This is a genomic window from Actinomadura rugatobispora, from assembly GCF_042656285.1.
Taxonomy (GTDB): Bacteria; Actinomycetota; Actinomycetes; order Streptosporangiales; family Streptosporangiaceae; genus Spirillospora; species Spirillospora rugatobispora.
Window position 1 is genome coordinate 32,286 of record NZ_JBHSON010000073.1, and the last position, 26,630, is coordinate 58,915.

The 26,630-nt window shown below is 72.5% G+C and carries 23 protein-coding genes and 2 pseudogenes; 8 read left to right on the top strand and 17 right to left on the bottom strand.

Translation table 11 applies throughout. The features are described 5' to 3' along the window. Positions 1 to 12: 12 nt before the first annotated feature. The 3 genes and pseudogenes from ACFPZN_RS39075 to ACFPZN_RS39085 all read right to left on the bottom strand — a co-directional run. Complete coding sequence (locus ACFPZN_RS39075; protein ID WP_378287589.1) at positions 13 to 1,212, bottom strand: ROK family transcriptional regulator; 1,200 nt, start codon at positions 1,210 to 1,212, stop codon at positions 13 to 15. Positions 1,213 to 1,518: 306 nt separating this feature from the next. Next, positions 1,519 to 1,809, bottom strand: a pseudogene (locus tag ACFPZN_RS39080) (MFS transporter); the annotation flags it as partial. Positions 1,810 to 1,870: 61 nt separating this feature from the next. Continuing rightward, positions 1,871 to 2,572, bottom strand: a pseudogene (locus tag ACFPZN_RS39085) (MFS transporter); the annotation flags it as partial. 66 nt (positions 2,573 to 2,638) lie between these two features. Here ACFPZN_RS39085 and ACFPZN_RS39090 point away from each other — a divergent pair. Next, positions 2,639 to 3,445 (top strand): SDR family NAD(P)-dependent oxidoreductase, encoded by an 807-nt coding sequence (locus ACFPZN_RS39090; protein ID WP_378287591.1) that lies wholly within the window; start codon positions 2,639 to 2,641, stop codon positions 3,443 to 3,445. Between the two features lie 13 nt (positions 3,446 to 3,458). Here the strand turns inward: ACFPZN_RS39090 and ACFPZN_RS39095 are convergent, their stop codons facing one another. Beyond that, on the bottom strand, positions 3,459 to 4,955 hold the full coding sequence (locus tag ACFPZN_RS39095) for a serine/threonine-protein kinase (RefSeq protein ID WP_378287592.1): 1,497 nt from the start codon (positions 4,953 to 4,955) through the stop codon (positions 3,459 to 3,461). Between the two features lie 246 nt (positions 4,956 to 5,201). Between ACFPZN_RS39095 and ACFPZN_RS39100 the strand changes: the two genes are divergently transcribed. Then, positions 5,202 to 5,834, top strand: coding sequence for a hypothetical protein (locus ACFPZN_RS39100; protein WP_378287593.1), 633 nt, complete (start codon positions 5,202 to 5,204; stop codon positions 5,832 to 5,834). Positions 5,835 to 5,859: 25 nt separating this feature from the next. Here ACFPZN_RS39100 and ACFPZN_RS39105 read toward each other — a convergent pair whose 3' ends face one another. From ACFPZN_RS39105 to fxsT, 7 genes are all read right to left on the bottom strand, one after another. Next, positions 5,860 to 6,675, bottom strand: a complete 816-nt coding sequence (locus tag ACFPZN_RS39105) for a patatin-like phospholipase family protein (protein WP_378287594.1) — start codon at positions 6,673 to 6,675, stop codon at positions 5,860 to 5,862. Positions 6,676 to 6,724: 49 nt separating this feature from the next. Beyond that, positions 6,725 to 7,822 (bottom strand): acyl-CoA dehydrogenase family protein, encoded by a 1,098-nt coding sequence (locus tag ACFPZN_RS39110; RefSeq protein WP_378287595.1) that lies wholly within the window; start codon positions 7,820 to 7,822, stop codon positions 6,725 to 6,727. A 4-nt stretch (positions 7,823 to 7,826) separates the two neighbouring features. Further along, positions 7,827 to 8,765, bottom strand: a complete 939-nt coding sequence (locus ACFPZN_RS39115; RefSeq protein ID WP_378287596.1) for a VOC family protein — start codon at positions 8,763 to 8,765, stop codon at positions 7,827 to 7,829. A 26-nt stretch (positions 8,766 to 8,791) separates the two neighbouring features. Then, complete coding sequence (locus tag ACFPZN_RS39120) at positions 8,792 to 9,565, bottom strand: enoyl-CoA hydratase/isomerase family protein (protein WP_378287597.1); 774 nt, start codon at positions 9,563 to 9,565, stop codon at positions 8,792 to 8,794. Between the two features lie 14 nt (positions 9,566 to 9,579). Continuing rightward, positions 9,580 to 10,872 carry an acyl-CoA dehydrogenase family protein gene (locus ACFPZN_RS39125; protein WP_378287598.1) on the bottom strand — a complete coding sequence of 431 codons (1,293 nt, stop codon included), beginning with the start codon at positions 10,870 to 10,872 and terminating at the stop codon, positions 9,580 to 9,582. Beyond that, on the bottom strand, positions 10,869 to 12,506 hold the full coding sequence (locus tag ACFPZN_RS39130) for an AMP-binding protein (RefSeq protein WP_378287599.1): 1,638 nt from the start codon (positions 12,504 to 12,506) through the stop codon (positions 10,869 to 10,871). The genes ACFPZN_RS39125 and ACFPZN_RS39130 overlap by 4 nt, the downstream gene beginning before the upstream one ends. A gap of 396 nt (positions 12,507 to 12,902) precedes the next feature. Then, complete coding sequence (gene fxsT, locus ACFPZN_RS39135; protein WP_378287600.1) at positions 12,903 to 15,926, bottom strand: FxSxx-COOH system tetratricopeptide repeat protein; 3,024 nt, start codon at positions 15,924 to 15,926, stop codon at positions 12,903 to 12,905. 372 nt (positions 15,927 to 16,298) lie between these two features. On the opposite strand from fxsT, the gene ACFPZN_RS39140 reads away from it, so the two are divergent. Next, the gene (locus ACFPZN_RS39140) at positions 16,299 to 17,000 is read left to right on the top strand and encodes a hypothetical protein (RefSeq protein ID WP_378287601.1); all 702 of its coding nucleotides are present in this window, start codon (positions 16,299 to 16,301) and stop codon (positions 16,998 to 17,000) included. Positions 17,001 to 17,056: 56 nt separating this feature from the next. Here the strand turns inward: ACFPZN_RS39140 and ACFPZN_RS39145 are convergent, their stop codons facing one another. Further along, positions 17,057 to 17,953, bottom strand: a complete 897-nt coding sequence (locus tag ACFPZN_RS39145; RefSeq protein ID WP_378287603.1) for a C40 family peptidase — start codon at positions 17,951 to 17,953, stop codon at positions 17,057 to 17,059. A 326-nt stretch (positions 17,954 to 18,279) separates the two neighbouring features. Here ACFPZN_RS39145 and ACFPZN_RS39150 point away from each other — a divergent pair, with 326 nt between their 5' ends. Next, positions 18,280 to 19,299, top strand: a complete 1,020-nt coding sequence (locus ACFPZN_RS39150; protein WP_378287604.1) for an SMI1/KNR4 family protein — start codon at positions 18,280 to 18,282, stop codon at positions 19,297 to 19,299. 3 nt (positions 19,300 to 19,302) lie between these two features. Here the strand turns inward: ACFPZN_RS39150 and ACFPZN_RS39155 are convergent, their stop codons facing one another. Continuing rightward, complete coding sequence (locus tag ACFPZN_RS39155) at positions 19,303 to 20,532, bottom strand: pyridoxal phosphate-dependent aminotransferase (protein ID WP_378287606.1); 1,230 nt, start codon at positions 20,530 to 20,532, stop codon at positions 19,303 to 19,305. Between the two features lie 51 nt (positions 20,533 to 20,583). Beyond that, complete coding sequence (locus ACFPZN_RS39160; protein ID WP_378287608.1) at positions 20,584 to 21,072, bottom strand: NUDIX domain-containing protein; 489 nt, start codon at positions 21,070 to 21,072, stop codon at positions 20,584 to 20,586. Between the two features lie 262 nt (positions 21,073 to 21,334). Here ACFPZN_RS39160 and ACFPZN_RS39165 point away from each other — a divergent pair, with 262 nt between their 5' ends. The 3 genes from ACFPZN_RS39165 to ACFPZN_RS39175 are packed head-to-tail and all read left to right on the top strand — an operon-like array spanning position 21,335 to position 22,793. Further along, the gene (locus tag ACFPZN_RS39165; RefSeq protein ID WP_378287609.1) at positions 21,335 to 22,012 is read left to right on the top strand and encodes a hypothetical protein; all 678 of its coding nucleotides are present in this window, start codon (positions 21,335 to 21,337) and stop codon (positions 22,010 to 22,012) included. A gap of 50 nt (positions 22,013 to 22,062) precedes the next feature. Continuing rightward, positions 22,063 to 22,407 (top strand): hypothetical protein, encoded by a 345-nt coding sequence (locus ACFPZN_RS39170; protein WP_378287611.1) that lies wholly within the window; start codon positions 22,063 to 22,065, stop codon positions 22,405 to 22,407. 38 nt (positions 22,408 to 22,445) lie between these two features. Further along, on the top strand, positions 22,446 to 22,793 hold the full coding sequence (locus tag ACFPZN_RS39175; protein ID WP_378287613.1) for a VOC family protein: 348 nt from the start codon (positions 22,446 to 22,448) through the stop codon (positions 22,791 to 22,793). Here ACFPZN_RS39175 and ACFPZN_RS39180 read toward each other — a convergent pair. Both ACFPZN_RS39180 and ACFPZN_RS39185 read right to left on the bottom strand, forming a co-directional pair. Beyond that, positions 22,783 to 23,610 (bottom strand): hypothetical protein, encoded by an 828-nt coding sequence (locus ACFPZN_RS39180; protein WP_378287615.1) that lies wholly within the window; start codon positions 23,608 to 23,610, stop codon positions 22,783 to 22,785. The genes ACFPZN_RS39175 and ACFPZN_RS39180 overlap by 11 nt on opposite strands. 77 nt (positions 23,611 to 23,687) lie before the next feature. After that, positions 23,688 to 24,050 (bottom strand): hypothetical protein, encoded by a 363-nt coding sequence (locus ACFPZN_RS39185; protein ID WP_378287617.1) that lies wholly within the window; start codon positions 24,048 to 24,050, stop codon positions 23,688 to 23,690. 210 nt (positions 24,051 to 24,260) lie between these two features. Here ACFPZN_RS39185 and ACFPZN_RS39190 point away from each other — a divergent pair, with 210 nt between their 5' ends. Next, on the top strand, positions 24,261 to 24,848 hold the full coding sequence (locus tag ACFPZN_RS39190) for a hypothetical protein (RefSeq protein ID WP_378287619.1): 588 nt from the start codon (positions 24,261 to 24,263) through the stop codon (positions 24,846 to 24,848). Here ACFPZN_RS39190 and ACFPZN_RS39195 read toward each other — a convergent pair. Then, positions 24,840 to 26,630: AAA family ATPase (locus ACFPZN_RS39195; protein WP_378287621.1), on the bottom strand; the 1,791-nt coding region annotated here is incomplete at its 5' end. The two genes, ACFPZN_RS39190 and ACFPZN_RS39195, sit on opposite strands and share 9 nt — an antisense overlap.

Below are 26,630 nucleotides of genomic sequence, written 5' to 3' on the forward strand. Positions count from 1 at the left end.
CCCGTCCGGGCGTCAACCGGAGGGGAGCCGCCGCTCCGCGATCCGGGCGTCGACCGCCTCGGCCGCCAGCACCCGGTCCACCACCATCGACGCCGCGCCGATCACCCCGGCCCGCTCGCCCAGCCGGCCCTCGGAGATCCGCAGCCCGCGGGTGGAGCGGTACTGGGCGACCTGGTAGACGACCTCCCGGATGCCCGACAGCAGATGCTCCCCGGTGCGGGCCAGCCCGCCCGAGATCACCAGCACCCCGGGATTGGTCACGCTCACCAGCGTGGCGAGGACCTCGCCGAGCACCCGCCCGGCCTCCCGCGTGCGGTGGACGGCCGCCGGGTCGCCGGCCTCGACCAGCCGGACGACGTCGGCGGTCTCCCGCACCGGGCCCGCCGCCTCGCCCAGCTCGCGCGCCAGCTCCCGGGCCAGCGCGGCGCCGCTGGCGACGGCGGCCAGGCAGCCGCGCGAGCCGCACACGCAGACGACCTCGTCGTACCCGCGCAGCCGGATGTGCCCGATCTCGCCGGCCGCGCCGCCCGCGCCGTGCAGCACCCGGCCCTCCTCCACGATCCCGGCGCCGATGCCGGTGCCGACCTTGACCAGCACCAGCGTGGAGGAGTCGTCGTCGATCGCGGTGAACTCGCCGAGCGCCATCATGTTGGCGTCGTTGTCGGCCACGACCGGGCCGGGGAACTGCCCGGCCAGCGCCGCCACGATGTCGTGGTCGTGCCAGCCCGCCAGGATCGGGGTGGGGATCACCCGCCCGGTGCGCCGGTCGATCGGGCAGGGCAGGCCGACGCCGACGCCGCACACCTCCGCGGTCGACCGTCCCGCCTCGGCCAGCAGCGTGTGGAACCGGGACGTCGCCCAGGCCAGCGTGGGCTCCGGGCCGTCGGCCACGTTCAGCCGCCCGGCGGACTCGGCGAGGGTGCGGCCGGCCAGGTCGACGACGGCGGCGCGGCCGTGCGTGGCGCCCAGGTGCGCGGCCAGCACCACCGCCGAGCCCTCGTCGATCCGCAGCAGGTTGGGCCGCCGCCCGCCGGTGGAGACGTCGACCCCGCCCTCCCGCAGGTAGCCGGCGCTGACCAGCTGCTCGACCCGCTGCGCGACGGTGGACCGGGCCATCCCGGTGAGCTCCATGAGGTCACGGCGGGTCCGGGCCCGCCCCTGCCGGACCAGTTGCAGCAGCTGCCCGGCCGAGGGTGCGCTGACCTGCGGCATATCGCCCACTCCACTTCCTCCAATGATCGCCGCGCGGCCCGGTCCGGCGGCTGGGGTGGGTGCACGACATCGTACGGGGGGACGCGCCCCGGCGGGCGGGACCGGGCATCCCCACCGAGGATCATGAGCCCGGCCCGGACGGCAGGCGCCGGGCGGCGACACCGGCCCAGCCGAGGCCGAGCGCGGACGCGAACAGCACCCCGCCCGCCCCGGTGCCCGCCGCCGGCAGCCCCGCCACGCTCGGATGAGGATCTGGCCGGTCCGGTTGCCCGCCAGCCGCAGCGACATCGCCCGCCCGCGCAGCCCCGGCGGCGCCGACTCCGCCAGCCACGAAATGGTGAGCGGCTGTCCCGCGCCCATCCCGAACCCGACCGCGACCAGCAGCGCGCCGATCGCCCACGCGGGCAGCGGGACCGCCACCAGCGCCAGCGCGACCGCCGCGCCCGTCGTGCTCGTGACGAGCACCGCCCGCCGCCCGAACGCGGCGGTGAGCCGTCCCAGGAAGAACCGCGACCCCATCGACGCCAGCCCGCGGACGGTCAGGAACGCCCCGACCGTCCCCGACGACAGGCCCCGCTCGGCGCCCAGCGCGGGCAGGTAAGCGCTGGGCGCGGCGGCACAGCGTGATGTCCAGCGTGGCGAGGACGACGCAGCTGGTCAGCAGTGCCCGCCGCAGGCCGGGGGTCCGCAGGAGGGTCCGCACCCCGCCCTCGGCGGCGCGGGAGCCTCCGGTCCGCGCGTGGCCGCTGCCCGCCAGCAGCGCGCTCAGCACCACCAGCGCCGCGGCGATCCCGGTCGTCCAGGCGAAGATCGCGGTGGTGTCCGGGATCGCCCGCGCCCCGCCGAACAGCGCGATCAGCGCGGGCCCGGCGGCCTGCCCGAGCGAGGCCGCGAAGGTGTAGTGGCCGAAGGCGGTGTCGTACGACCCGCGCCCCGCCGTGTTGGCCACCAGCGCCTGCTGCCCCACCACGCAGCCCAGATGGCCGGTGCCGAGCAGCATGCTCGCCGCCAGCAGGCCGCCGACCGTGCCGCCGAGCACCAGGAACGCCAGCGAGGCGGCGGTCAGCAGCAGCGCGCCGCCGACCATGACCCGACGCTCGCCGACCCGGTCCACCAGCCGTCCCGCGGGCAGCGCCAGCACCAGCGGCGCGATCGCGAAGCTCGCCGCCAGCGCCCCCAGCACCGCGGGCGGCACCTGCAACTCCAGCGCCCGGTAGGTCATCGTGGGCCGCAGCACGAACGTGAGCAGCTGCGTGATCACCGAATGCGCCAGCAGGATCGCCGTCCGCGCCCGCGGCCCGCGCGGGACCGGCACCACCTCGCACCTCCCTCGTTGCCGGACAAAACGGATCATGCCCATCGCAACCTCCGCCGCGGTGCCGGGGTTCAGCGCGGTGAGATCGTCCCCGAGAGAAAAGAGCCGACCATGGACCTGCGTCTCACCGGCAAGGTCGCCGTCGTCACCGGAGCCTCCAAGGGCATCGGGCTGGCCGTCGCCCGCACCCTCCTGGACGAGGGCGCCCGAGTCGCCGCCGCGTCCCGCACCACCGGGCCCGGCCTGGACGCCCTCGCCGGCCCCGGCCTGCTGCACGTCCCCGTCGACCTCATGGACCCCGCCGCGCCCGGCCAGGTCGTCGAACGCGCCGTCCAGCACTTCGGCGGCCTCGACATCCTGGTCAACAACGCCGGCGGCCCCCCGCCCGGCGCCACCCTGCCCCGCTTCGGATTCATGACGCCCACCGACGACGACTGGCGGGACATGTTCGAGTTCAACCTGTTCTCGGCCGTCCGCGCCATCCGCGCCGCCATTCCCCACCTGCTCGCCCGCGGCGGCGGCTCCATCATCAACGTCTCCAGCGTCAACGCCCGCCACCCCGCCCCGATGAACGTCGACTACAACGCCGCCAAGGCCGGCATGAACAACCTCACCAAGGGGCTGTCGGAGGAGTACGGACCGCAGGGCATCCGCGTCAACAGCGTCTCGCCCGGCCCCGTCCGCACCGACTGGTGGACCAAGGACGGGGGCGCCGCCGACATCATCGGCGCCCAGGCCGGCGCCGGCCGCGCCGCCGTCATCGACAAGGTCGCCCCGGAGATGATGGCGCTCACCACCGGCCGCCTGGCCGACCCCCAGGAGATCGCCGACGCCGTCGCCCTGCTGGCCTCCCCGCGCTCCGCCAGCACCACCGGCGCCGACATCGTCGTCGACTCCGGGTTCCTCAAGGAGCTGTGAACCCCCGCCGAGGTCACTTCTGGCGGGTCAGGCGGCCCTTGGTGTGGACGGCGCCGGTCAGCACCTCGTAGTCGAGGGCGCCGTCCTTGCGGCGGGTGAGCTGTACGGGGACGGAGACGCACTTGGAGTGTCCCTCGATGATCCGCTCCCGCGCCTTGAGGCGTGTCGGCGTCGCGGTCTCCAGCTTCAGCCCGCCGGAGCATCCGAGGCCCGGGTACCGGGTCGTGCCGACGGTGTTGCCGACCCCTCCTCCGGCGCGGATCTCGACCCGCATCTCGTACTTGCTCCTGGGCTTCCCGTTCGGCCTGTACTCGGTGACGATGCCGCTCCACTCTCCGACGAAGCGCTTGTCGACGGACGGGGACGGGGACGCCGAGGCGGAGGCACGGGCGGACTGGCCCGCCTCCACGCGGTCGCCGATCGTCCGCCAGATGTCGGGGGTGAATGACAACCCGTACATCACCGCCACGAAGGCCACGACCCCGACGACCAGCCCGGTCAGGACGCGGAGCGGCGAACGGCGGCGCCGGCGGGCGGCGTACGGCGGAGGCGTGGCACCGCCAGGGCGGGGGTAGACGGGCGGGCGCGGGAGGGGCGGCCGGGTCGAGAGAGGGGCGGGCGGCCTGGTGCCCGGGGGGATCGACGGCCCGGCCACGGTCGGCAGGATCCGGGTCGCCGGGTTCGCGGCCTCGGTCTCCCCGCCGAGGCTGGCGGCGAAGCCGGTGAGCAGCTCGGAGACGGTCGGCCGCAGCTCGGGGCGCTTGTTCAGCGCCCGCTCGACCACGTCCCGCAGCAGCGGGTCGAGACCGTCCAGGTCGGGCGGGTGCGAGCCGACCTTGTTGAGCACCTCGTGCAGGCTCCGCCCGTCGAACGGCGGCCGCCCCGTCCCGGCGAACGCGACCACGCCGCCCCACGAGAACACGTCCGCCGCCGGGGTCAGCGGGCGGCCGTCGATCAGCTCCGGCGCGATGTAGGCGGGGGTGCCGACGATCTGGCCGTGCGCGGTGATCCGGGTGGCCTCGTCCACCGCCCGCGAGATGCCGAAGTCGATGACGCGCGGACCGGTCGGCGACAGCAGCACGTTGGACGGCTTCAGGTCGCGGTGCACCAGCCCGGCCTCGTGGATCGCCCGCAGCGCGGTCGCGACCCCCACCGCGAACTGCTCCAGGGACGAGCCGCGCAGCGGGCCCCGCTCGGCGACCGCCGACTCCAGGTCGGGGCCGTCGATGTACTCGATCGCGACGTAGAGGGGGTCCTCGTCCAGCGACGCCTCCAGCACCGGGGCGGTGGAGTGCGACCGGACCCGGCGGGCCGCGCCGACCTCGCGCCGGAACCGCGCGCGGAAGGCGGCGTCGGCGGCGTACTCGTGGTTGATGAGCTTGATGGCGACCGGGGGCGCGTCGTCGGCCTCGCCGAGGTACACCGTTCCCATCCCGCCGCGCCCGAGCCGGGCGGTCACCCGGTAAGGGCCGATGGTCTCCGGATCGTCCGGTCCCGGCGGCTCCCGCATGGTCGGCCCAATTCTCTCGATCGGCGGTGCACCGATCCTAGACCCGGCGCGGCGGGTTGCGGCATGGGTTCTCTTCCGGACGGTTCCCCGGGAGGGGAACCCGGCGGGCGTCTCGATCATCCAAGGGCGGTGATGTAACCCATATATCGGGTGCCCGGAAAAGCGTTGACGAGAATATCTCGACACTGAGACATTCTGTCCCGTAGCCAAAACAAGATCGTTCCAAAGGAGAATCCCATCAACCGCATGCAGATCGCGTCGCTGGGCGTCGCGGGGGTGGCCGTAGCGGGGCTGCTCTCGGGATGCGGCGGCTCCGACTCCGACTCCGCCGGCCAGGTCTCGGCCACGCCGCCCTCGCCGCCGCCCGCCGCCGCTCCCCCCGAGCAGCCCGCGCCCGGCGCGGGGGCGGGCAACGCGCAGGTGACCGCGCCCGGCACGTCCCTCAAGATCGGCCAGCGCGCCGTGGTGCCGCTCAAGCGGGCCTCGACCACCGGCACCCTCGGCATCACCGTCACCGCCATCGAACCCGGCGACCAGGCCGCCTTCACGCAGCAGTTCGGAAGCCGGGGCCAGGGCATGACGCCCTACTACATCCGGTACACCGTCACCAACGTGGGCGGCACCGACCTGTCGCGCACCACCGCGCCGCTGCTCAACGCCGTCGGGCCCAACGGAGGGTCGACCGGCGCCACCGTCATCTTCACCGGCGCCCTGCCGGGCTGCGAACGCGGCCGTCCCGACGCCTCGTTCGCCTCGGCCGGCGCCACGTACCAGCACTGCCGGCTCCAGGTCGCCCGCCAGGGCGTCCCGGTGACCGGCGCCGAGTACGACGACCGCGAAGGCGGCTACAACGACGGCCCGCTCGTCTGGACCAGATGACCGGTCGCACGGCGGTGCGCGGCGCTCACCAGAGGGGGCGTATCCGTGCGGCGGCGTCCGGGGCCTGGCGGGCACCGGCCAGATAGGCCGGCCCCCAGGCCCCGCGGTCGCCCAGGTCGCCACCGAACGCCCGCACGGACGCCGCGTCCGGGACGATCCGGGCGACGGCCGTCCCCACGGGCGAGGCCGACGGGAGCGGGAACAGGTGCGCCAGCGGCTCCACGAGCACGAGCGCGTCCGCGTTCCCGGCCAGGCCGGCGTGCGAGCCGCCCGCCAGCGCGCCGTCCATGTACCGGCGCCCGCCGATCGCGATCGGCGGGTACACGCCCGGCATCGCGCAGCTCGACGCGACGGCGGCGTGCAGCGGGACGCCGCTGTCCCGATCCCACACGCGGAGCGCGCCCTCCTCGACGTCCACGGCGGGGACGAGCAGGCGCCGCTCCGGCCAGTCCGTCGTTCCGAGCAGCGCCTCCATGCGCGCGACGTGTACCTCCCCGGGGACGGTCGCGGCGGCCTGCGCCATCCGCCCGGCCCGGCGCAGGGCCTCCGCGGGCTCCAGCGCCGGATCCTGGAGGACGGCGAAGACGTCCGCAGCCCCGCCGCCCCTACCTCCCGGGGCGTCGTCGGACGGCGCGTCCGGCAGCACGGCGTGGCGGGACGGATCGCCCCCGGTGGCCAGCACCGCACCCGCGATCGCGCCCGCCGACGTGCCGACGATCAGATCCGCCGCGGCCAGGTCCACGCCCTCCCGGCGCAGCCCAGCGGCCAGGCCGAGCAGCCACGCCGTGCCGGGAAGCCCGCCGGGGCCAAGGACCAGCGCCCTGTCCGTAGTCGAGGTCATGCGGGCGATTCTTCGACCTCAAGCCCGGTCGAGGTCAAGCCCGCCCGGGTCAGGCGAGCCCGAGGCCGTCCGCGAGGCGTTCCAGATGGTGGTCGTCGTCGCCGAAGGCCAGCGCGGTCGCCATCGCGTGCCGCGAGTACAGGTGCAGATCGTGCTCCCAGGTGAACCCGATCGCGCCGTGCACCTGGTGGCCGAGCGCGCACACCCGTTCGTACGCCCCGCTCACCCACGCCTTGGCCATCGACACCTCCTCGGCGGCCTCCCGCCCCGCCGACAGCCGCCAGATCGCCTCGTAGGCGATGAACCGCGACCCCAGCACGTCGATGGCCATGTCCGCGCAGTGGTGCTGGACGGCCTGGAACGCGCCGACGGGCTTGCCGAACTGCTCCCGCTCCGTCGCGTACGCGATCGTCACGTCCAGCACGCGCTGCGCCGCCCCGACCATCTCCGCGCACGTCGCCGCCGCGCCGTACGCCGACATCGCGTCCACGGCGGCCCGGTCGTCGCCCAGCACGCGGTCCGGCGGGACGCGCACGCCCGCGAACGCGACCCGGCACGGGCGGTCGAAGCCCACCGTGCCCGCCGCCGGCTCGACGGTGACACCGGGGGAGTCCGCGTCCACCAGGAACGCGCGCGGCTCCCCGTCCAGCACGGCCGCGACGAGGAACGCCTCCGCCGACGCCGCGTACGGCACGAACAGCGCCGCCCCGTCGAGCGTGAAGCCGTCCCCGGACGCGGCCGCCACCGGGCCCTCGCCCGGACGGTCCCACGCCACGGGCGTGTGGCTCACCACCCGGCCACGCGCGATCGCGCCGAGCCACTCGTCCTGCTGGCCCGCCGTCCCGTACCGCGCGATCGGCAGCGCGCAGCACGCCACCGACGGCAGCAGCGGGCTCGGCACCAGCGCGTACCCGAGCTGCTCGAACAGCAGGCACACCTCCAGGAACCCGCCGCCGACCCCGCCCCGCTCCTCCGGGACGGCCAGCCCGGTCCAGCCGAGCTCGACCATCTCCTTCCACAGCTCCGCGGAATACCCGGCCGGGTCGCCGTCCATCGCCCGCGCCCCGGCCGACCCCGCCCGCGACTCCAGCACCTCGCGGGCGGTGGAGGCGATCAGCTCCTGGTCCTCGGTGAGCGTCAGATCCATGACATCAGGCCTGGGGCGCCGGGATCTTGTCCGAGCGCACCCACACGCCCGGCCGCTCCTCCCAGAACAGCTGCACGAGCACGCCCCCGGTGTGCTTGGGGTGGATGAACGCGTCCCGCCAGGCCGCGCCGTCCGTGCTGCCCTCGTTCTCCCCGAACGTGGGCGTGTCGTGCTCGCCGCACGCCGCCAGCGCCCGGTCCCAGTCGGCGACCTCGAACGTGACATGGTGCGCGGCGGCGCCGTTGCGCTCCCAGAACCGCTCGATGAACGAGTCCTCCCCGCGCGGCATGATGATCTCCCAGCAGATCGCCGACCCGGGGATGTTCATCACCAGGTCCGCCATGTCGGGATGCTCCTCCAGCGGCGTCCGCCACACCGGGACGAACCCGGCCAGGTCCGCGTACCAGCGGGCCAGCTCGTCGCGGTCGGGGAACGCCTGGCACACGTGGTCGAGCCCCACGATGCCCAGCGACGACCCGCCCCCGGCGCCCGGCGGGGCGGGCACCGCGTCCTCGTCCCCGCACATCCCCAGCGCACCCGGCCCGCGCATCCGGAACAGCACCCCCGGCCCGTGCTCGGGCGGCGACAGCGACGCCTCCAGCCACGTGCCCCGCGCCCCCGCCGTCGTCTTGACGCCGCGCGTCTCCAGGTCGGCGCGGACGGCGTCGAGGTCGGGCACCTCCGCGCCCACATGATGCAGCCCGGCACGGCCGCCGTGGTCGTCCAGCCACGCCTGCAGCGGCGAGCCCTCACCCGTCGGCGCCAGCACCTCCCACGCCTGGCCCCAGCTCCCCGGCACCTCCAGCCGCACGCCGCGAGTCCCCTCGTCCGGGCTGTCCCAGCTCCGCACGGGCCGGAACCCGAACAATCCCTCCAGCAGCGCGACCTGCCCGTCGAGATCGGGCGTCACCTGAGCGACATGATCGATCCGGTAGATCAGCACTCTCTCTCCCTTCTACGTGGGCCGGTTCAGCTGGGGTGGGGTTCGATCCAGTCGTAGCCCTGGGTGACGAGTTCCTTGACCAGGCGCAGGTTGTAGCGGTTCATGGCGGCGATGCGCTCGGCCAGTTCGGCCACCCCCTTGTCGAACTCGTCCACGGGGAAGACCTCGTTGACCAGGCCCAGTTCCAGGGCGCGTTCGGCGTCGACGCGGGCGCCGGTGAACAGGAGCTGCTTGGCGCGGGCCTTGCCGATGCGTTCGGGGAGCCGCTTGACGCCGCCCCAGCCGGGCGCGTTGCCGCCGAACTCGGGCTGGTCGGGGTCGCCGTCCTCGGTCATCTTCGGCCGGTACGGGGGACGCGCCGACAGGGTGATCTCGACCAGGCCCATCTTGGCGTTGTCGGCGGCCACGATGAAGTCGGCGGCCAGCGCCAGCTCCAGGCCGCCGCCCACCGCGTACCCGTGCACGGCGGCGATGACCGGGAGGGACAGGCGCTCCATCATGGCGAACGTCTTCTCGCCGAGGCGGCCCTGCTCGATCCGGTCCCTCTTGGTGAGCGACTCCGACCATTTCAGGTCCATGCCGGCGCAGAAGGCGCGCTCGCCCGCGCCGCGCAGCACGACCACGCAGACGTCCTCGTCGTCGTCGACCGCGGTGAAGAAGTTCCGCAGCTCGGCCATCGTGGTCGGGGTGAGCGCGTTGAGCTTCTCCGGGCGGTTCAGCGTCAGCCACGCCACCCGTTCCTCGATCTTCAGGTCGACGGTCTCGTAGGGGCCGTAGCCGGTGTCGGCGTTCGCGGGCATGAAGGATGTCCTCCTTAGCGGGGCAGGTTCAGGCCCCGGGTGGCGATGACGTTGCGCTGGATCTCGGAGGTGCCGCCGAGGAAGGTGGCGGCGATGGAGTCGCGGCGCATGTGGGTGAACGCGGCGTTCAGCGGCGAGCCCCCCTGATAGGCGGCGGAGCCGTTCGGGGGGTCTGGGGGATCGCCCCCAGGAACGACATTGCCGCGGTCCCAGAGCGCGCCGGCCCGGCCGAACGCCCTGGCCCCGGTACGGGCCAGCCGCTGGTGCAGCTCGGCGCCGAACAGCTGGTTGACCGACGCCTCGAAGCCGGGTTCCTCGCCCGCCGCCTGCTTGGAGACGGTGTAGCGGGCCAGGTTGTACAGCACCCGGATCTCGGTGTGCCGCCGCGCGATCTCCTTGCGGTAGGCGTCCCGGTCGGCGCGCGCGAAGCCGCGGCCCTCCGCCGAGCGCAGGTAGCCCACCAGGTCGTGCAGCGCCTGCTCGTACTTGATGGTCGCGCCGATCCCGGCCCGTTCGAAGCCGAGCGCGGACATGGCGACGTACCAGCCGCGGTTCTCCTCGCCGACCCGGTCGGCCACCGGCACCCGCACGCCCTCGAAGAAGATCTCGCAGAACGGCGCCGCGCCGCGCAGGTCGGTGATGGGCCGGACCGTCACGCCGGGCGCGGCGGTGTCGACGAGCAGGAAGGTGATGCCGCGGTGCTTGGGCTCGGCGCCGGGGTCGGTCCTGACCAGGACGAACAGCCAGTCGGCGTACTGGCCCAGGGACGTCCACACCTTCTGCCCGTCGACCACGTAGTCGTCGCCGTCGCGGACGGCGCGGGTGCGGATCGAGGCCAGGTCCGAACCCGACCCCGGTTCGGAGAAGCCCTGCGCCCAGGTCGTCTCGCCGCGCGCGATGCCGGGCAGGTGCCGGGCCTTCTGCTCCTCGGTGCCGTGCACGAGGAGGGTCGGGCCGAGCAGGAACGCGCCGATGCCGTTCACCGTCGGTACCCGCGCCCGCATCAGCTCCTCCTGGAGGATGAACTCCTCCTTCGCCGACAGCCCGGCGCCGCCGTACTCGGCGGGCCAGTGCGGCGTGATCCAGCCGCGCCCGGCGAGGGCCCGCGCCCAGGCGCGCGCGCCGTCCCGGCGGTCCGGGTCGTCGCTGGCGCGGTCCTCGGCCCAGTTGTAGCCGCGCACGTCCTCCGGCTCCAGGCTCTGCTCGCCCTCGGGGTCGGGACGGTAGGAGGGCGGGAAGTTCTCCTGGACGAAGGCCCTGACCTCCTCGCGGAAGGCGGCCTCCTCCGGCGTGTCGTCCCAGTTCATGCCGTGCCCTCCCGTTCGTGGGACTCGCGGTCCCAGGTGTCGGGGGTGAGGCCGTGGTCGCCCTCGGCCCGCAGCCGGTACTTGGCGACCTTGTCGGTGGGGGTGCGCGGGAGGGCGTCGACGAACTCCACGTACCGGGGGACCATCGAGTGCGGCAGCCGCTCCTCGCAGAACGCGACGAGCTCGGCCGGATCCAGCGGATCCGACCCGGGCCGCACGACGACGCTCACCTTGATGTCCTCGTCCTCCAGTTCCGAGGGCACGCCGATCGCGGCGCACTCCAGCACCTCCGGATGCAGGTTGATCTCGCACTCCAGGTCGAAGGCCGAGATGTTCTCCCCGCGACGCCTGATGGCGTCCTTCATCCGGTCCAGGAAGTAGTAGTAGCCGTCGTCATCCCGCCATACCCGGTCTCCGGTGTGGAACCACATGTTCCGGAAGCAGCGGGTCGTCGCCTCCCAGTCGCCGTAGTACCCGGTGGTGAGCACGAACGGCTGCTTCGGCCGCAGCACGAGCTCGCCCGGTTCGCCGGGGCCGACCTCGCGGTCGTGCTCGTCGACCACGGCGACCTCGAACCGCTCGTCGTGCGCCGTCCCGCACGACCCGGTGCGCCATTCGCCGTACGGGCTGCCCGTCGCGATCCCGGCCTCGGTGCTGGTGTAGGTCTCCACGGAACGCACCCCGAAACGTTCCCGCAGCGGCTCGTCCAGGCTCGACTTGCCCATGTAGAAGGTCTCCATGGGGTGGTCGCGGTCGTCCGGTGCGGGCGGGCGGCTCAGCAGGATCGGGATCATGGAGAACACGCTCATCGTGACCTGGGCGTCGAAGCGGCGCACGTCGTCCCAGAACCGGGAGGCGCTGAACCGGTCGACGATGGCGATGGATCCGCCGCCCAGCAGCGCCGACAGCATCCCGTCCCACAGCGCGGCGGCGTGGAACAGCGGCAGCGGGCAGTAGATCGTCTTGCCCCAGCGGTCGAGGAAGTCCAGCGAGTCGTACGCGCAGGCGAGCGCCAGCGCGTGCGGCACCATCGCGCCCTTGGACGGCCCGGTCGTCCCGGAGGTGTACATGATCGCCTGGAGGTCGGAGAAGGTCACGCCGGCCTCGACCTCGCCGGTGCCGTTGGCGCGCGCCGACAGCGCCGACATGTCGACGGCGGGCTTGCCGAGCGCCTGCAGGGGCACCCCGGCGGCGGTGCCGTCCCGGACGATGACCAGGCCCAGGTCCGGGAGCCGCCCGGCCACGCCGGGGATCCGCTCGGCGTACGGGGCGTCCGCGATCAGCCAGCGCGAGTTCGAACTGGCGAGCACGTGGCGCAGCAGTTCGCCCTTGTAGGCGGGGTTGATGGGCACGGCGACGGCGCCGAGCCGGGCCAGCGCGAAGATGAGGGGGACGAAGTCGGCGCAGTTGGGGAGCATGACGCCGACGTGGTGGCCGCGGCCGACGCCGAGCGCGGCGAGCCCGCGGGCCATCCGGTCCGCGGCCGCGTCCACCTCTCCGTAGGTGATCTCGCCGTCCCGGAACTTGAGGAAGGGGTCGGCCCGGTGGGCCCTGGCCTGCGCCCGGAGGACGTCCCCGAGGACGAAGCTCTCCAGCGTGGCAGTGCGCAATTCCGTGCGCAGCCGATCGCGCATCCGAACCTCCGCTGCCGCCAGGGGCGGCGTTGTGGGTGCGGGTGGGGTGGGTCGGTAACAGGACACTGACCTGAATATCCGAACACGAATGAATAAAAGGGGCAATAGAGACATGAGGGATTAAAACGGTCACCCCAGGGTTGCATGGTGCTGCCGTGACCCCTGGGACGGCCACGACGAACTGGTGCCCGCCCCGCGCGAAGGCATCGGGCAGAACCGCCCGCTCCGCAAGGCAGTGCCCGCCGGCCTCTCCGCCCCCCGCTTCCACCCCCGATGACCCCCTCCCCACCAGGAGCTTTACCCCCGAGAAGGGAAACGAGCCACCGCGAATCGGATCGCGGTGGCCCGTCGCCGTCCGAGACGATCCAGCAGCGCCCGGCGGACGGACCAGGCCCGTCAGACGTAGTCAGGCTCGACGTCGAGATCGATCCGCAGATGCTGCGCGACCTCACGCGTCTCCGGATGGTGGGGCCCCAGCTTCTCCCGGTACTGCGCGAGAGTCCGCCGGTGCAGCTCCGACGCAAGCTCCCCCTCGCCCGCGGCCCGGTGGTCGAGCGCCAGATTCGCCGCCGTGGCCAGCGTGAACGGATGGTCCTCCCCGCGCACCCCGCGCCCGAGGCCGAGCGTCCGCTCGCCGAGTTCCACGGCCTCGCCCACCGCCCCGCAGGCCGCGAGATCACTCGCCAGATTGGCGCTGACCGTGAGGCAGTGCGGATGCTCCTCACCGAAGATCTCGCACAGCTTCGCCCGAGCCCGGGCGCTCGCCTCCCGCGCCTCCTCGGGCCTCCCCTGAAGCCGCAGTACGACGGCCAGGTTCGCCACGGCCGCGAGCGTGTTGGGATGGTCGCCGCCCACCACGTCCGTCCAGACCCGCACGGTTCTCTCACCCAGGCTCAGCGCGCCCGCCAGGTCCTTGGCCAGCCGACGGTCGTTGACGAGATTGGTCGCGACGCCGAGAGAGTGCCGGTGCTGCGCCCCCACCAGAGCGAGGTGGCGGTTGAGGACGGCCTCCAGGTGGTTCAGCGCCTCCTTGCGGTCACCGGTGCGGCGCAGCGCGACGCCGAGGTCCATCGAGTACATCAGGGCCGGGAGGCGTAGAGGCTCACCCCGCTGCTCCACGGTCCTGTTGATCTGGATCAGCTCGTCCAGGGAGTCCTCGTACCGGCCCAGCCGCCGCAGATCGCGGGCGAGGGCGAACTGCGAGTCCAGCGTGCGCAGATGAGTCTCCCCGATCGTGCGCACCCTTTCGTCGTGCGTTCGCCGGTCGTTCTTGAGCGCCTCCTCGTAGCGCCCCAGGCAGCGCAGGTTGATGGCGATGTCGCTGAGGACGTCCAACGTCTGGAAGTGATCCCAGCCGAACACTTGGACGTACAGCGGCAACCACTGTTCGTCCCATTCCAGCGCCTCGCGGTACTGACCGAACGCGCGCAGGCCGGTGCTGTAACTGCGGGCGCAGGCGAGGAACACATCGTTCTCCACGCCGTACTCACCGCGCAGCAGGGTCATCGTCTCGGTGTTGAGCTGGAGCGCCTCTTCGCCATGCCCGAGCCGCTGGAGCGCGACTCCGAGTTCGGTCGCCAGTGCGAGCGTCTGCAGGTGCTCGGGGCCGAGCTTGCGCCGCCAGCTCTGCAGCGCGAACGCGGCCAGGCCCGCGGCCTCGCTGTAACGGGCGCGGAGATGGAGCCGACGCACCTGGTTGATCACGAGTGCGCGCACCGGCGCGTAGTCGCTGGTGAGCGCACCCGAGGGGATCAGGTGGGGGCGCGACATCTCGTAGACGGCGTCGTTCTCCTCCCGTTCCGGGCCCTCGGGATCGGTGCCCGCGAGCAGCACGTGCACGGCATGCCGGTGCCGCTCCTCCGCGCGGGGCCCCTCCAGGCCCAGCCCGCCCTGCACGATCGCTTTCACGATCCGGTGGATCTGCGTCTCGTTGCGGACGCCGTCGAAACGCACCAACGAGAAGCGCGCGAGCTCCCGCACGGCGTTCCTGAGCCGCAGGGTGCTCGAGAGCACCGCGCGCAGATCCTCCGGCAGCTCGTCCAGCAGGTCGGGCTGCACCAGAAGATCACCGGAGACGGGCTCCGGTGAGATCATCGCCAGCGTCCGCAGCAGCGCCAGGGCCTGGCGTGCCAGCGCGTTCTGGGAGAGGACGCAGCACACGGCGACGGCGTGCGGGTATTCGGCGTCCGGAATGAAGAACTCTTCGGAGACCCGTCGGAATCGCTCCAGGTAGGTGCCGACGGTCACCTCCGTCTCGTTCAGGTAGGCGGCCGCGTGCTCGACCGCCAGCGGCAGCCCGTCGAGCGCGGAGGCCAGTTCGACCGCCTCGGTCCGCCGTCTCTCCTCATCGGCCGTGGCCGTGATCCGCCGGTCCTCCTTCTCCGTCATGGCGAGGAGCGGCACACGGTGCCGGAGGAACTCGACGGCCTCCGCCAGGTCGAACTCCAGGACGTTGAGGGTCTCCGCGGGCAGCGTGCCCCGCCAGCCCAGGTACTGCGTCGTGATCAGCACATGGGACCCGCCCTCGGGGAGGTAGCGGGAGATGATCTCCGGCCGGATGGCGTTGTCGAAGATCAGTAGTGATCTCCGGTAGGGGACGCCCGTGCGCAGCGCGCCGAGGGTCGACTGGATGAGGTGGTCGCTGTCGCTGCCGCGCAGGTCGTGGAGTTCCAGGTGGCGGCCCAGTTCGATCAGGGCGTCCCTGATGAGGTCCTCCTGCTCGGCGCGGATCCACCAGACCACGTCGTAGTAGTCGCGGTAGCGGTGCGCGTACTCCAGCGCGATCTCCGTCTTGCCTATGCCGCCGGGGCCGTAGAGCACCTGTGCGAGCGGGCCGTGCGGAGCGTCACCGTGCTGCCGCCACCGGTCGCGCAACGTCGCCAGCTCCGCGCGGCGCGCCGTGAAGTGCCCATTGCGGGGAGGCACCACCGGGCCCCAGAGCGCGCGGCTCCCTCCGGTCGGGGACGGCGGGGCGGGCGGTGCACCGGGCCGGCCGGGGGCGGCCGGGGCGGGTACGGGCCCCGGAGCGCGTACCTGGTCGGTCAAGGACGACGGAGCGGGAGCGGACGCCTGAAGGGGCGCGGACGCGTGAGGAGCGATGGCGATGGGAACGGCCGGCCCGGCGCGGGGGGGTCGGTTCTGCACCGCCTGCTCGGCGCGCCGCGCCGCGTACCACAGTGGCTGATACTCGGTGACGTTCCCGCCGAGCTGCTCCACGATCAGCTCCAGAAAGCCCCAGGCGGGGACGCGCGGGCCGCTGAGCGCGTTGTAGACGGTCGACGCGCTGACGGTTCCCTCGCCGATCCCGCGCGCTATCTGGCGGACGGACGGTTCGCCCGCGCGAAAGTGCAGTTCGTTGAGGCGGTCGAACAGTTCGGTGATCGGCCCCGGGGGCGTGAGGCTACGCCTGATCGACCCCATCGGCGGCCCCCTCGCACGAGAAACGATTGTTCAAATATGTCAAAAACTGTGCATCGGGACCAGAATCTTCTCAGCATCACTCCATGGTCGCGCAATGACCGAACATCTGTTCCTGTGAAGCCGACGTAATGGTGGGGCGTCCATGCTTGCGACGTGCGAATCGGAAGTCCTGAGAACGGCGCATCCGAGCGTTCAACGACACCGGTGAACACCGATGCCCGAGCGCCGCCGTGCACGCCCACGGGCGCCACGTACAAACTTGTCCATCCCGCTCGTAAACCGTGCACCTGCGGCCATGCACAGTGAAGCCGGGTCAGGCTGGAGATGTGAGCTCACCACGACGTCCACCACATCTCGCCTGAGGAGGCGGTCTTGACCATCGCCGAAGTCACGTCCCTCGACGTTCCGCCGCCGGCCGGCCGGGCCCGGACGGCCCGCGCGGCCGGAGCCCGCCGGGAGCCGGTCCCCGCTCCCTGCTTGCCGGTGCACCGCGCGATCGTCGCCCTCGACATGGAGAAGTCGACGCTTCGCACGAATCCCGTGAAGGAGGAACTGCGGCGTCGTACGTACCTCGTCCTCGATGAGGCGCTGCGGAAGGCCGGGATCCGCGAGCAGCACCTGGATCGGCTCACCGATCGCGGAGACGGTGTCCTCGCACTGGTGAGGCCCGTCGACGAGGTGCCCAAGACGCTGCTGCTGAACGCCTTCACCCCCGTGCTGTGCTCCCTGCTGGAGGACTGGAACGCCGGCGTGACCGGTGACCCGGCGCGGCTCCTGCGGTTGCGCATGGTGATCCACGCCGGTGAGGTCCACGACGACGGGCAGGGCTTCTTCGGCGAGGATCTCGACGTCGCGTTCCGGCTGCTCGACGCGCCGCGCGTGAAGCGCACCCTCGCGCGGGCGGACGGCGCGCTGGCGGTGGTCGTCTCGGACGAGATCTACCGCTCGATCGTGCTGCACGGGTACGGAGGGATCGACGCCGGGGGCTACGACACGGGCGTGCGCGTCCGGGTGCGCGGCAGGCAGCGGCACGGCTGGGTGCACGTCCCAGGCCCGCCGGTACCGCAGACGTGATTCCCGGTGGGCCGCCGGTTTCGTTCGTTGGGCGGCCCGCCGGGAACCGATGACGGTCAGTCCCCTTTTCGGTCGGCGTCGGTGTCGGTGCCGGGCTCGGTGGTGCGGGCGGACTGGGCGAAGCCCGGGTCGAAGTCGCCCACGGCGAAGTCTTCGGACTTGGGCGGGGTCATGGCCGGCAGGTCGTGGCCCGGCAGGGCCCTGGACGGCGCGGGCGCGGCGGGCGGCGCCTCCGCCTCGGTGCGGCCCGCGGGCTCGGTCCGCTCGAGCTGGCGGGCCAGTCGCGGGATCGAGGCGGGGAACTTCTTCGGCTGCGGGGCGCCGGGCCGGACCGCCCCCGCGAACTGCCTTGTGCGGAATCCGGAAAGCCGGTCGATGCGTATCCGGGACCCGCTGTTCGGCGCGTGGATGTACCGATTCTTCGACACGTACATGCCGACGTGCGCACGGCCGCGGAAAAAGACCAGATCGCCCGGTCGCAGCGATTTTATGCCCACTTTCCGGCGGACCGCGCTGTACTGCGAATAGGAAACCCGCGGCAGCCGCACCCCGCCCTTCCGCCAGGACCTCATGACCAGCCCCGAGCAGTCGTAGGCCCGCGGCCCGGCGGCGCCCCAGCGATACGGCTTGCCGATCTGCTCGCGGGCGAACCGGAGCGCGGCGCGGGCGCTTTTCTCCTGCCGGGTGATCTTGCGGCGGTACGTCGTGTACGCGCGGACCTTGCGCAGCGTCCTGGCGTCCAGGCCGAACCGCTGGGCGGAGGTGGGCTTCGGCTTGACCGCCTCCGCGGCCTGCGCGGGCGCCTCGGCCGGGACGGTCACTAACATCGTCGCGGCGAGCAGGCACGAGGCGGTCTGCGGCACCAGCCGCGCCGCCCGTTTGGAACGGGTACGCGGTTTTCCACCGCGATGATGCGGCGGGAATGCCTTCGGGCCGTGCGATGCGATGTCCATAGGGCGTCCTCTGTTGGCGGGCGTCGAGTGTAGCGTTTTCCGAATAACCGACTACCCGCGTGCGTTGCCCCGCTATTCGGCGAGCCGTCAGACTTTAGATGATCATGGTGGTGCCATGGAAATGTCATGCGCGCCGATTGACGGCCGCGCCGCTAGGTGCGCAACAGAACGACCATGAAAGTCATCCCGCTCGAAATGGTCACACCCCGCGTTAATGGCGGTCTCGGGCGGTGTGTTCTTTGGGGCGGATTCCCGCGGCGCTTCCGTCATGGGCGGCATGGCGTCCGCGGTGCCGATGTCGGACGGTGGCGCTAGCGTCTGACGGCATGAACGATGCCTATCCCACGGTGGAGGGACTCCGGGAGGCGGGCCGGAGACTCGCGGCGACGCTCCGCGGCGTGCCCGAGGGAAGCCGTGAGCCGCGGTTCCCGGGCGGGACCTTCCCGGCGGACTACGTCGAGCTGCTCTCCCGGACGGGCCCGGGGACGCTCGCGGGCGTCCTCCGGCTCCTCACCCCCGGGGACGGCGACGGGCACCTGCCGCCGCACGAGGACGCGCTGCTCTGGGGCGTGTTCGCCGGAGGGGAGACGTGCTGGTGGCTGCCGTTCGGCGACGACCCCGGCCGGTGGCTGGTCGCGCTGAACGGCCACGGGCACCAGCAGCTCAACCTCACCACCACCGAGTTCCTCGACGAGTGGCTCGACGGCCGCCTCGACCTGCCGGTCCTTTCCCTGCCGCCCGTGCCGCGCGAGCGGACCTTCACCCCGCCCGGCCACCCGGTCACCGCGCCGCCCGCGGGCGAGACCGCCCGCGACTCGCTGGCCCAGCTGCGGACCATCGTTGGCCCCGGCACACCGGCCACCTTCGACTGGGAGGCCGCCGAACGCCGGCTGGGCGTCCCCGGGCTGCCGTCCGACTACAAGCGCCTGTACGAGGAGTACGGCGGCCACGGCCACTGGATCGTCTTCAACGGCATCTTCATCGAGACCCCGCAGGGGATCGCCGCCGAGCATCCCGACCAGGCCGACATTCTCCGGGACGACCTGGACGTCCTCCCATCCGCGGCCCCGGGACGCCGCTACACGCTGCACCCCGAACCCGGCGGTCTGCTGTACTGCGGCAGCACCGAGGGCCGCGACACCCTGTTCTGGGACACCCACGACGCCGACCCCGACAGGTGGCCCGTCGTGAACGCGGGCTACGGCGAGGCGCAGAAGTTCGGCCCGCTCGTCGAACTCCTCGTCGCGGAGCTCACCGGGGTCGGCCTCGGCATGACCAACAGTTCGCTCGGCGACCCCTACGGATCTGCGTGGCCCTTCTACGGCCCGCGGCTCCGCCGAACCTGACGATTACCCGGCGCGGGTGCGGTAGACGTCCTCGACCGGGGTGGCGTGGAGCCGGGGCGGCTGCTCGTAGGCGCCGGCCTCAGGAGGCATCACGGTGTTGATGAGGTGCGCCTTCTCCGTCCCGTACAGGAACGACCCCAGCCCCGTCAGCAGCCGGTGCACGTCTTGCGGCGGACGCACCACCAGGCGCAGGAACCGGCTGGTGCTGCCCAGCTTGTTCCCGCACTCCCGGACGAACACGCCGTGCTCGCTGAGCAGGTAGTCCCGCAGCCGCACGCCGTCCTTGTCGTCGGGCAGCTTGATCAGGATGAAGTTGCCCTGGGACGCGAACACCCGCAGCCCCGGCAGTGACGCCAGCTGGCGCGCCATCGACCGGCGGTCCAGCGCCAGCCGGGACAGGCTCGCCTGGTACTCGGCGCGGTGCTCCTTCAGGAGGAACACCACGATCTCGGCGAAGGAGTTCAGGTTCCACTTCGGCAGCGCCTTCCTGATCCGGCCCGCCAGTGCCGGGTTGGCCACCAGGTACCCGAACCGGATGCCGTGCAGCCCGAAGTTCTTGCCGAGGCTCTTCAGCACGACCACGTTGGGCCGGATCGCGGCCTCGTCGGCGACGCTGGTGTGCGGCTCGGCGTCCACGAAGTCGATGAACGACTCGTCCACCACGACCAGGTCCAGGTCCACCAGCGCGTCCAGCATCCGGAGCACGTCCCGGCGCGGGACGTAGCCGCCGTCGGGGTTGTTCGGGTTGCAGATCACCGCGACGCGGGACCGGCGCTCGCGCAGGAAGCCGACGAAGGCGTCCAGGTCCAGGGCGAAGTCCCGGCTCTCCGGCAGCGGGAACATGTCGACCCGCTTGCCGGTCTCCAGCGGCTGGTCCGTCCAGCGCCCGAACGTGGGGATCGGCGTGCACAGGCTCTCCCGCACCAGCAGGTGGTCGATCCAGGTGATGAGCTCGGTGGAGCCGTTGCCCATCGCCACCGTCTGCGGGTTGAGGCCCAGCGTGGCGCACAGCTCGGCGGTGATCGTGTCGGCGTCGCTGGGGTAGTACTTGAGGATCGTCTCCAGGTTGTCCCGCAGCCGTCCGAACATCTCGGGCGTCGGGAAGTACGGGTTGCACGGGATGCAGAAGTCGACCAGTTCGGTCCCGTGCCCGCCGTCCGCGCGGTTGAGCGCGAAGAAGGACGGGCTGTGCGCGTTCTGCCGCAGCAGGTTCGCGTCGATGGATCCGGCCACCTCGTACCTCCAAGGGCTGGGCACTGAGAGGAGATACGAGCCCGCGCGCGATCAGGTTCGACCGGCGCCCGGAAGGTAGACCGTGCGGCCCCGCTCGCGGGCCTCCCGCGCGGCCGGGATCCGCGGCGCCAGCAGCGGGGAGAGGAGCTTGGCGGCCTCGTCCCACGGGTAGAACCGGGCGTCGTCCAGTTCCTCCTCCTGGAGGCGGATCGAGGCGCCGTCCTCGACGCGGCCGCCGTCCCAGACGAACGCCAGGAACGGGCGGAGCTGCTCGCCGTTCGCGGGGATCCACTGGACGACCAGGAGCGCGTCGAGCGTCACGCGCAGGCCGACCTCCTCGGCGATCTCGCGCACCGCGCACTCGTGCGGGCCCTCGCCCTCGTCGGCGACCCCGCCGGGGATCGCCCAGTGGTCGCGGTAGTTCTGCTTGACCAGCAGCACGTTGTCGTCGCGGTCGGTCAGCACGACGTTCGACGCCACGCACACCGAGGGCAGCGACGCGAACCACTGCTCCGGCGGCACCCAGTCCTGTCGTCCCACCCGCCCCACGCTAGCCCACCCGCCGTCGATGCCCCGTAGGCACCAGAACTCTCGCCCGCCGCCTTGAAGGCGTCCGGCGATTTCGCACGAGTGCTTCGGGCGGGGGCCGGGGGATGGTGAGCGTATAGAGTTGTGATCATGTGCATGTCAGCCTGATACCGCATGCCCCCCGCACATCTCCGGCGGTCGGGTGGCGCCCCCCGCGGGCGTTCACCATGCCTGCCGGCCTCCCGCATTGCCCGAGCACGAAGGAGCACGTCGGGTGAGCAATGTACTGACCATGAGAGTCTCCCGGGAAAGAGCCCGCGACGCCGCTGCGCCGACCAGGGCCCTGGTCTACCTCACCGAAGAATCGGGACCGACCCAGGTGGTCGCGTACGCGGAGCGCGAGCTGCCGCCGGGCGGCCTGCCCGCATACCTCGCGGCCCGCGGCAGCGGCGCTCGGTCCTTCGTCCTGTGGGCCGACGCGCACCGTCAGAAGCGGGCGGCCACCGTGGTGACCCTGTCGGCCGCCGGCGGTGTCGCGACGTTCCAGGTGTTCGGTGCGCACAATGAGCTCATCGGCACGCTCGTGCGCGAGAAGGCGCTCCGTGGCAGGGGCCTGCGCACCCGCTGGACCGTGACACAGGCCGGCGGCCCCGAGGCGGTGGGCTTCAAGGGCCGGATCTTGTGGTGGTGCCTGTGGTGGTCGTCGTTGCCCCTGCAGGTGCTGATCCTCGTGTTCACCATTTTCGACAGCATCCCCGGCAATGAGGCCGGTGTCGCGCGCGGCCCTCGGCGCATCAGGTGGCGTGCGGGCGGGCAGATGCCGCTGGAGTTCAGATCCAGAGGCGACAAGCTGCATCTGCACGCGCCGGGACTGGACTGGCGGCTTGGGGCCGCGCTGGTCGTCCTGCTGCGCAGCTTCGGCCTCGGTTCGTGGGACGCCGGCAAGAAGTGACTGTCGGTCGCAGCGGCGGTGAGGGCGGTGTCTCGGGTAGAACTGGCACCATGCCTGACCAGCAGCCAGTCCCTTACCCGGCCCAGATGCCCGTTGCGCCCCATGCCTACGCGCCACCGCAAACCAGGGGGGTCAGCACCGGCTACCGGCTATGGGCCGGCATTCTCCTCTGGCTTGCGGTCATCATCGCGGTCCTCGTGGTGGTCGCGTTCGTGGCGAGCATTGTCCTCCTTGCACAGGCGGACAAGGATGTGGCGAACGCCGCCTACGGTTACCTCGCCATTTTTCTCTGGTTCGGGATCGCCGCCGCGGTCCCGGTCCTGTTCGCGGTCGCCATCCCGGGTGCGCTCATGACGCGGCGTGTGCGGCGGGAGCGGCAGGCGGGGATCCTCTGAAGGCGTAGCGGCGGCTCGGGCGTCCTTATGATCGCGGCATGGCACTCGACTTGTTCGCCGGCATCGCGGTCGTCGACTACGCGGCGGCCCTGGCGTGGTACGAACGGCTGCTGGGGTCGCCGCCCACGTACGTGGTGAGCGACACCGAGGCCCTGTGGGAGCTGGCCGAACACCGGTCGCTGGTCGTCGAGGAGCGGCCCGAGCGGGCCGGGCGCGCCTTCCACACGGTGTTCGTCGACGACTTCGACGAGCGCGTCGCGGCGATGGCCGCGCGGGGGATCGAGCCCGCGGAGCGCGAGACCTACTCCAACGGCGTGCGCAAGGCGATCTACCGCGATCCGGAAGGGAACGAGATCGGGTTCGGCGGCCCCCCGGTCAGCGGTTGAGGACGTTCGCGGCGTTGGCCAGGCGCCGGGTGAGGGCGGTGCGGAGGGCGTCGAACGCGGCGCGGTTCCTCGCGATCGCCCGGTCCTGGTAGGCCGTCTCCACCCCGGCCCAGACGTTGACGACGCCGGTTTCCCTTTTGCAGCGGGCGTCGGCGACGGCGGTGCCGATCTCGGCGGGGCCGGGCGTGTGGTGCGCGTCGTCGAGGAAGCGCTTGTCGCGTACGGCGTCGGGCGGTGTCGCGTACCGGTGGCCCGACTTCTTCATGCAGGCGCTCCAGCGGGCGAAGACGGCGCGCACGCGGCTGTCGCGCAGGGCGAGCTCGTAGGCCCCGAACGCGGCCCGGTCGAGCGTCCTGCGCTGCGCGGTCAGATCGGGGACGCCCGCGCGGAGCGTGCGGCCGGCCTCGTCGTCGCAGCCGCCGTCGCCGCGGACGGCGCGCCTGATCTCGTCCGGCATCCTGGGGTGCGGGGCGCGCTTGCTGATCTCGGGGACGCTGTAGCCGAGCGTGCGGGCGCGGGCCTCGTCGACGATGCCGTACCGGCGGGCGTTGCGGCCGGACACCGCGGGGTGCGGGTCGGGCACGTCGGCGTCCAGGCCGCGGCGCTCCAGGCAGCGCGCCACGAGGGTCTTCTCGGCCGCGAGCAGCGTGTTCTGCTGCGCCGGGGCGGGCGTGTACGCGTCCAGCGGCAACGTGAAGGTGTTCATGTCGCGGACGTTCAGGGGCCGGACGGGGGGTTCCGCGCCCTGGGGCGCGGCGCATCCCGCGAGGAGGACGCCGGCGCCCAGGAGCAGCCCCGCCGTCGGATGGCGGTTCACCACAGGACTCCTTGGTTCGGGCGCGCCGGGTCCGCACGGGAGGGAGCGGACCCGGCGCTCACGCGGGGTGGGTCAGGCTAGGCGGCGTCGTAGGAGGCGAGCCTGTTGTTGAGGTCCCCGTTCAGGTCGCCGACGGACTCGTCCTCCAGCTCCTGGGAGGCGCCGGTGTAGTTGGCCCCGTTGTAGACGACCTCGTTCCACGACCAGTTGAGGTTCTGCCACGAGCTGGCGTTCCTCATCGGCTCCCCGTTGGGGAAGGTGTGGTTCGTGAAGCTCTTGACGTTGACGTTGTAGCAGCGCTTGGAGCCGGTCTGCCCGAACTCGGTCCAGAAGCAGCTCTCGGCCTGGGCCGGAGCCGCCAGCCCGAGAGCGCCGAGTCCGACCCCGCCCGCCAGGGCGAGCGTGCCGAGCCGGCGCCTGGTGATGATCGTGCCGCGCATGCGTTGTCCTCTCTGGAAAAGGGACCCATCGGCCCCGCGAACCGATGCCCAATTCTGTGTTCGATCGATTACGCAGCGCAATGTACCTGTGGATGAACTGGGGTGTTTCCAAGGAGTGAGCGGGAAGTCGTCCGCGAGGAGGATGCGTGGATCGGTCCACCCGTGCTGCCCTGTGGGGCGGACTGCGGACGGCGAAAGGGAGCGGTGGACGTGGGCGGGCTGGCAGAGGTCGAGGCGAAGCTGGAATTGGTCAGGCGGGTCGAGGCCGAGCACCGTTTCGGAGTCGTCATCGGAGAGCCGCGAGAACTGGAGCCCATTCCCGGGATTCCCGAGGGCGTCATCGAGGTCTTCAGCCTTTTCGACCGGTTGCGCGGTGACGGCTTCGTCTTCCGGCGGCCGGCCGAGATCGAGAGCCCGGAGGCGTGGGAGGCGAGGGATGTCAATCCCCACTGCCCGCTGGGAAGTCCGCTGGTCATCGGGTCCGAACTCGGCGGGCCCGACAAGGTCGAGGCCGCGCCCGTGAACCTGGACCTCGACGACGGGAGCGTGTACTACTGCGACCCCGACGAGTACGTCTTCGCCTACAAGAACGTCGAGGTGGAGGAGGTCGAGATCGAGGAGTTCGCGCCCGGCATCGTGACGTTCTTCGACGAGTTCGTGCTGGGCGAGCGCTATCCGCGGCTCGTCGAGGTCGTGCTGGGGAGCGCCCCCGTCACGCGCCGCGACCGGAAGGGACGCCCCCGGGACGCGTGGATGCGCCTCCTCCTGCAGAGCGGACTGGTCCCGGCGTCAGAGTGAGGGGACGTCCTCGGGCAGGATGAGCCGCAGGTCGTCGAGCGTGACCTCCGCGCCGCCGCGTTCGAGGCGGGCGATGCGGCGGGCGTGCGCGGTCTTCAGGGCCTCGAAGAGCTTGCGGATCTCCCGGCCGTTGCCCTGCGCGTACACCTCGGCGGCGGCGCCGAGATGGGCGCGGACGGCCCCGGCCGTCTCCTCCGCCAGTACGAACCCGGACGTCTCGGTCTGCGCCGCCAGGATCGCCAGCAGCTCGTCCGGGCCGTAGGCGGGGAAGGTGATGGTGGCCGAGAAGCGGGAGGCGAGCCCGGGGTTGGCGGCGAGGAACCCGGCCATCTCCCCGGTGTAGCCCGCCGCGATGACGATCACCTCGTCGCGGTGGTCCTCCATCAGCTTGACCAGCGTGTCGATCGCCTCCTGCCCGAAGTCGTGGCCGGTGTTCGACGGGCGGGCCAGGGTGTAGGCCTCGTCGATGAACAGGACGCCGCCGCGGGCCCGTTCGAAGACCTGCGCGGTCTGGACGGCGGTGTGCCCCACGTACCGGCCCACCAGATCGGCCCGCGCGGCCTCCACCACCTGGCCGCGGGCCAGCACGCCCAGCGCCGCCAGCAGCTCCCCGTACAGGCGTGCGACGGTGGTCTTGCCGGTGCCGGGCGGTCCGGAGAAGACCAGGTGGCCGGGCATCGGGTCGGCGGGCAGCCCGGCCTTCTCGCGGCGGCGGGTCGCCTCGATGACGGCGAGCAGGTCGTGGATGCGCTCCTTGACCTCGGCCAGGCCGACCATCGCCTCCAGCCGCTCCATGATCGACTGGAGCTGGCCGGGGTCGCGGGCGTCGCCGTAGCGGACGCCGAGCCCGCGGTCCACGACCCCGTCGAGGTCCTCGGCGAGCAGCAGCGACAGGTCGGCGGCCGAGGGGTCGTCCAGGTCGGCCAGCCGGAGCGCCTGCTGTTCGAGGGCGGCCTCGAAGATGCGGCGGGCCTCGCGGCCGTTGCCGAAGCCCTCGCCGCGGCGGACGTTCTGGAAGTGCCGCTGGACGGCCTCCTCGGCGGCCGGGTCGAGCCGGAACCCGTACTGGTCGGCCAGGCCGCGGACGATCGCGGCGAGCTCGGCGGGCCCGTGGTCCTCGAACTGGATCGTGCGGGAGATCCGCGACCGCAGCCCGGGGTTGGCGTCGAGGAACTCCCGCATCTCCGCCGCGTACCCGGCGAAGACGACCACGACCTCGTCGCGGTGGTCCTCCATCAGCTTGACCAGCGCGTCGATGGCCTCCTGCCCGAAGTCCGTGCCCGACCCGAAGCGGCGGGACAGGGTGTAGGCCTCGTCGATGAACAGGACGCCGCCGCGCGCCTTCCGGAAGACGGCGGTGGTCTTCTGCGTCGTCTCGCCGAGCGCCTTGCCGACCAGGTCGGCGCGGGACACCTCGGTGAAGCGGCCGTCCGGGACGGCGCCGAGCGCCGCCAGCAGCCGCCCGTACAGGCGTGCGATGGTGGTCTTGCCGGTGCCGGGGGCGCCGGACAGGACCAGGTGGCGGCCGATCGCCGGGCCGGCCGGCAGCCCGGCCGCGCGCCGCCGCTCGACCACCCGCAGGAACTTCACCAGCTTCCCGATCTCGTCCTTGACCTCCTGGAGGCCGACCAGGGAGTCGAGCTCGGCCAGGATCGTCTCGACGCTGTCCGGTCCGCCGGGAGCCGCCTGCTCCTGGACGGGCCGCTCCGGCGGCGCGGGCGGCGGCGCGGCGGGCGCGGGCGGCGCGGGCGCCGGCGCGGCGGCGGGCCCGGCCGCCGGCCG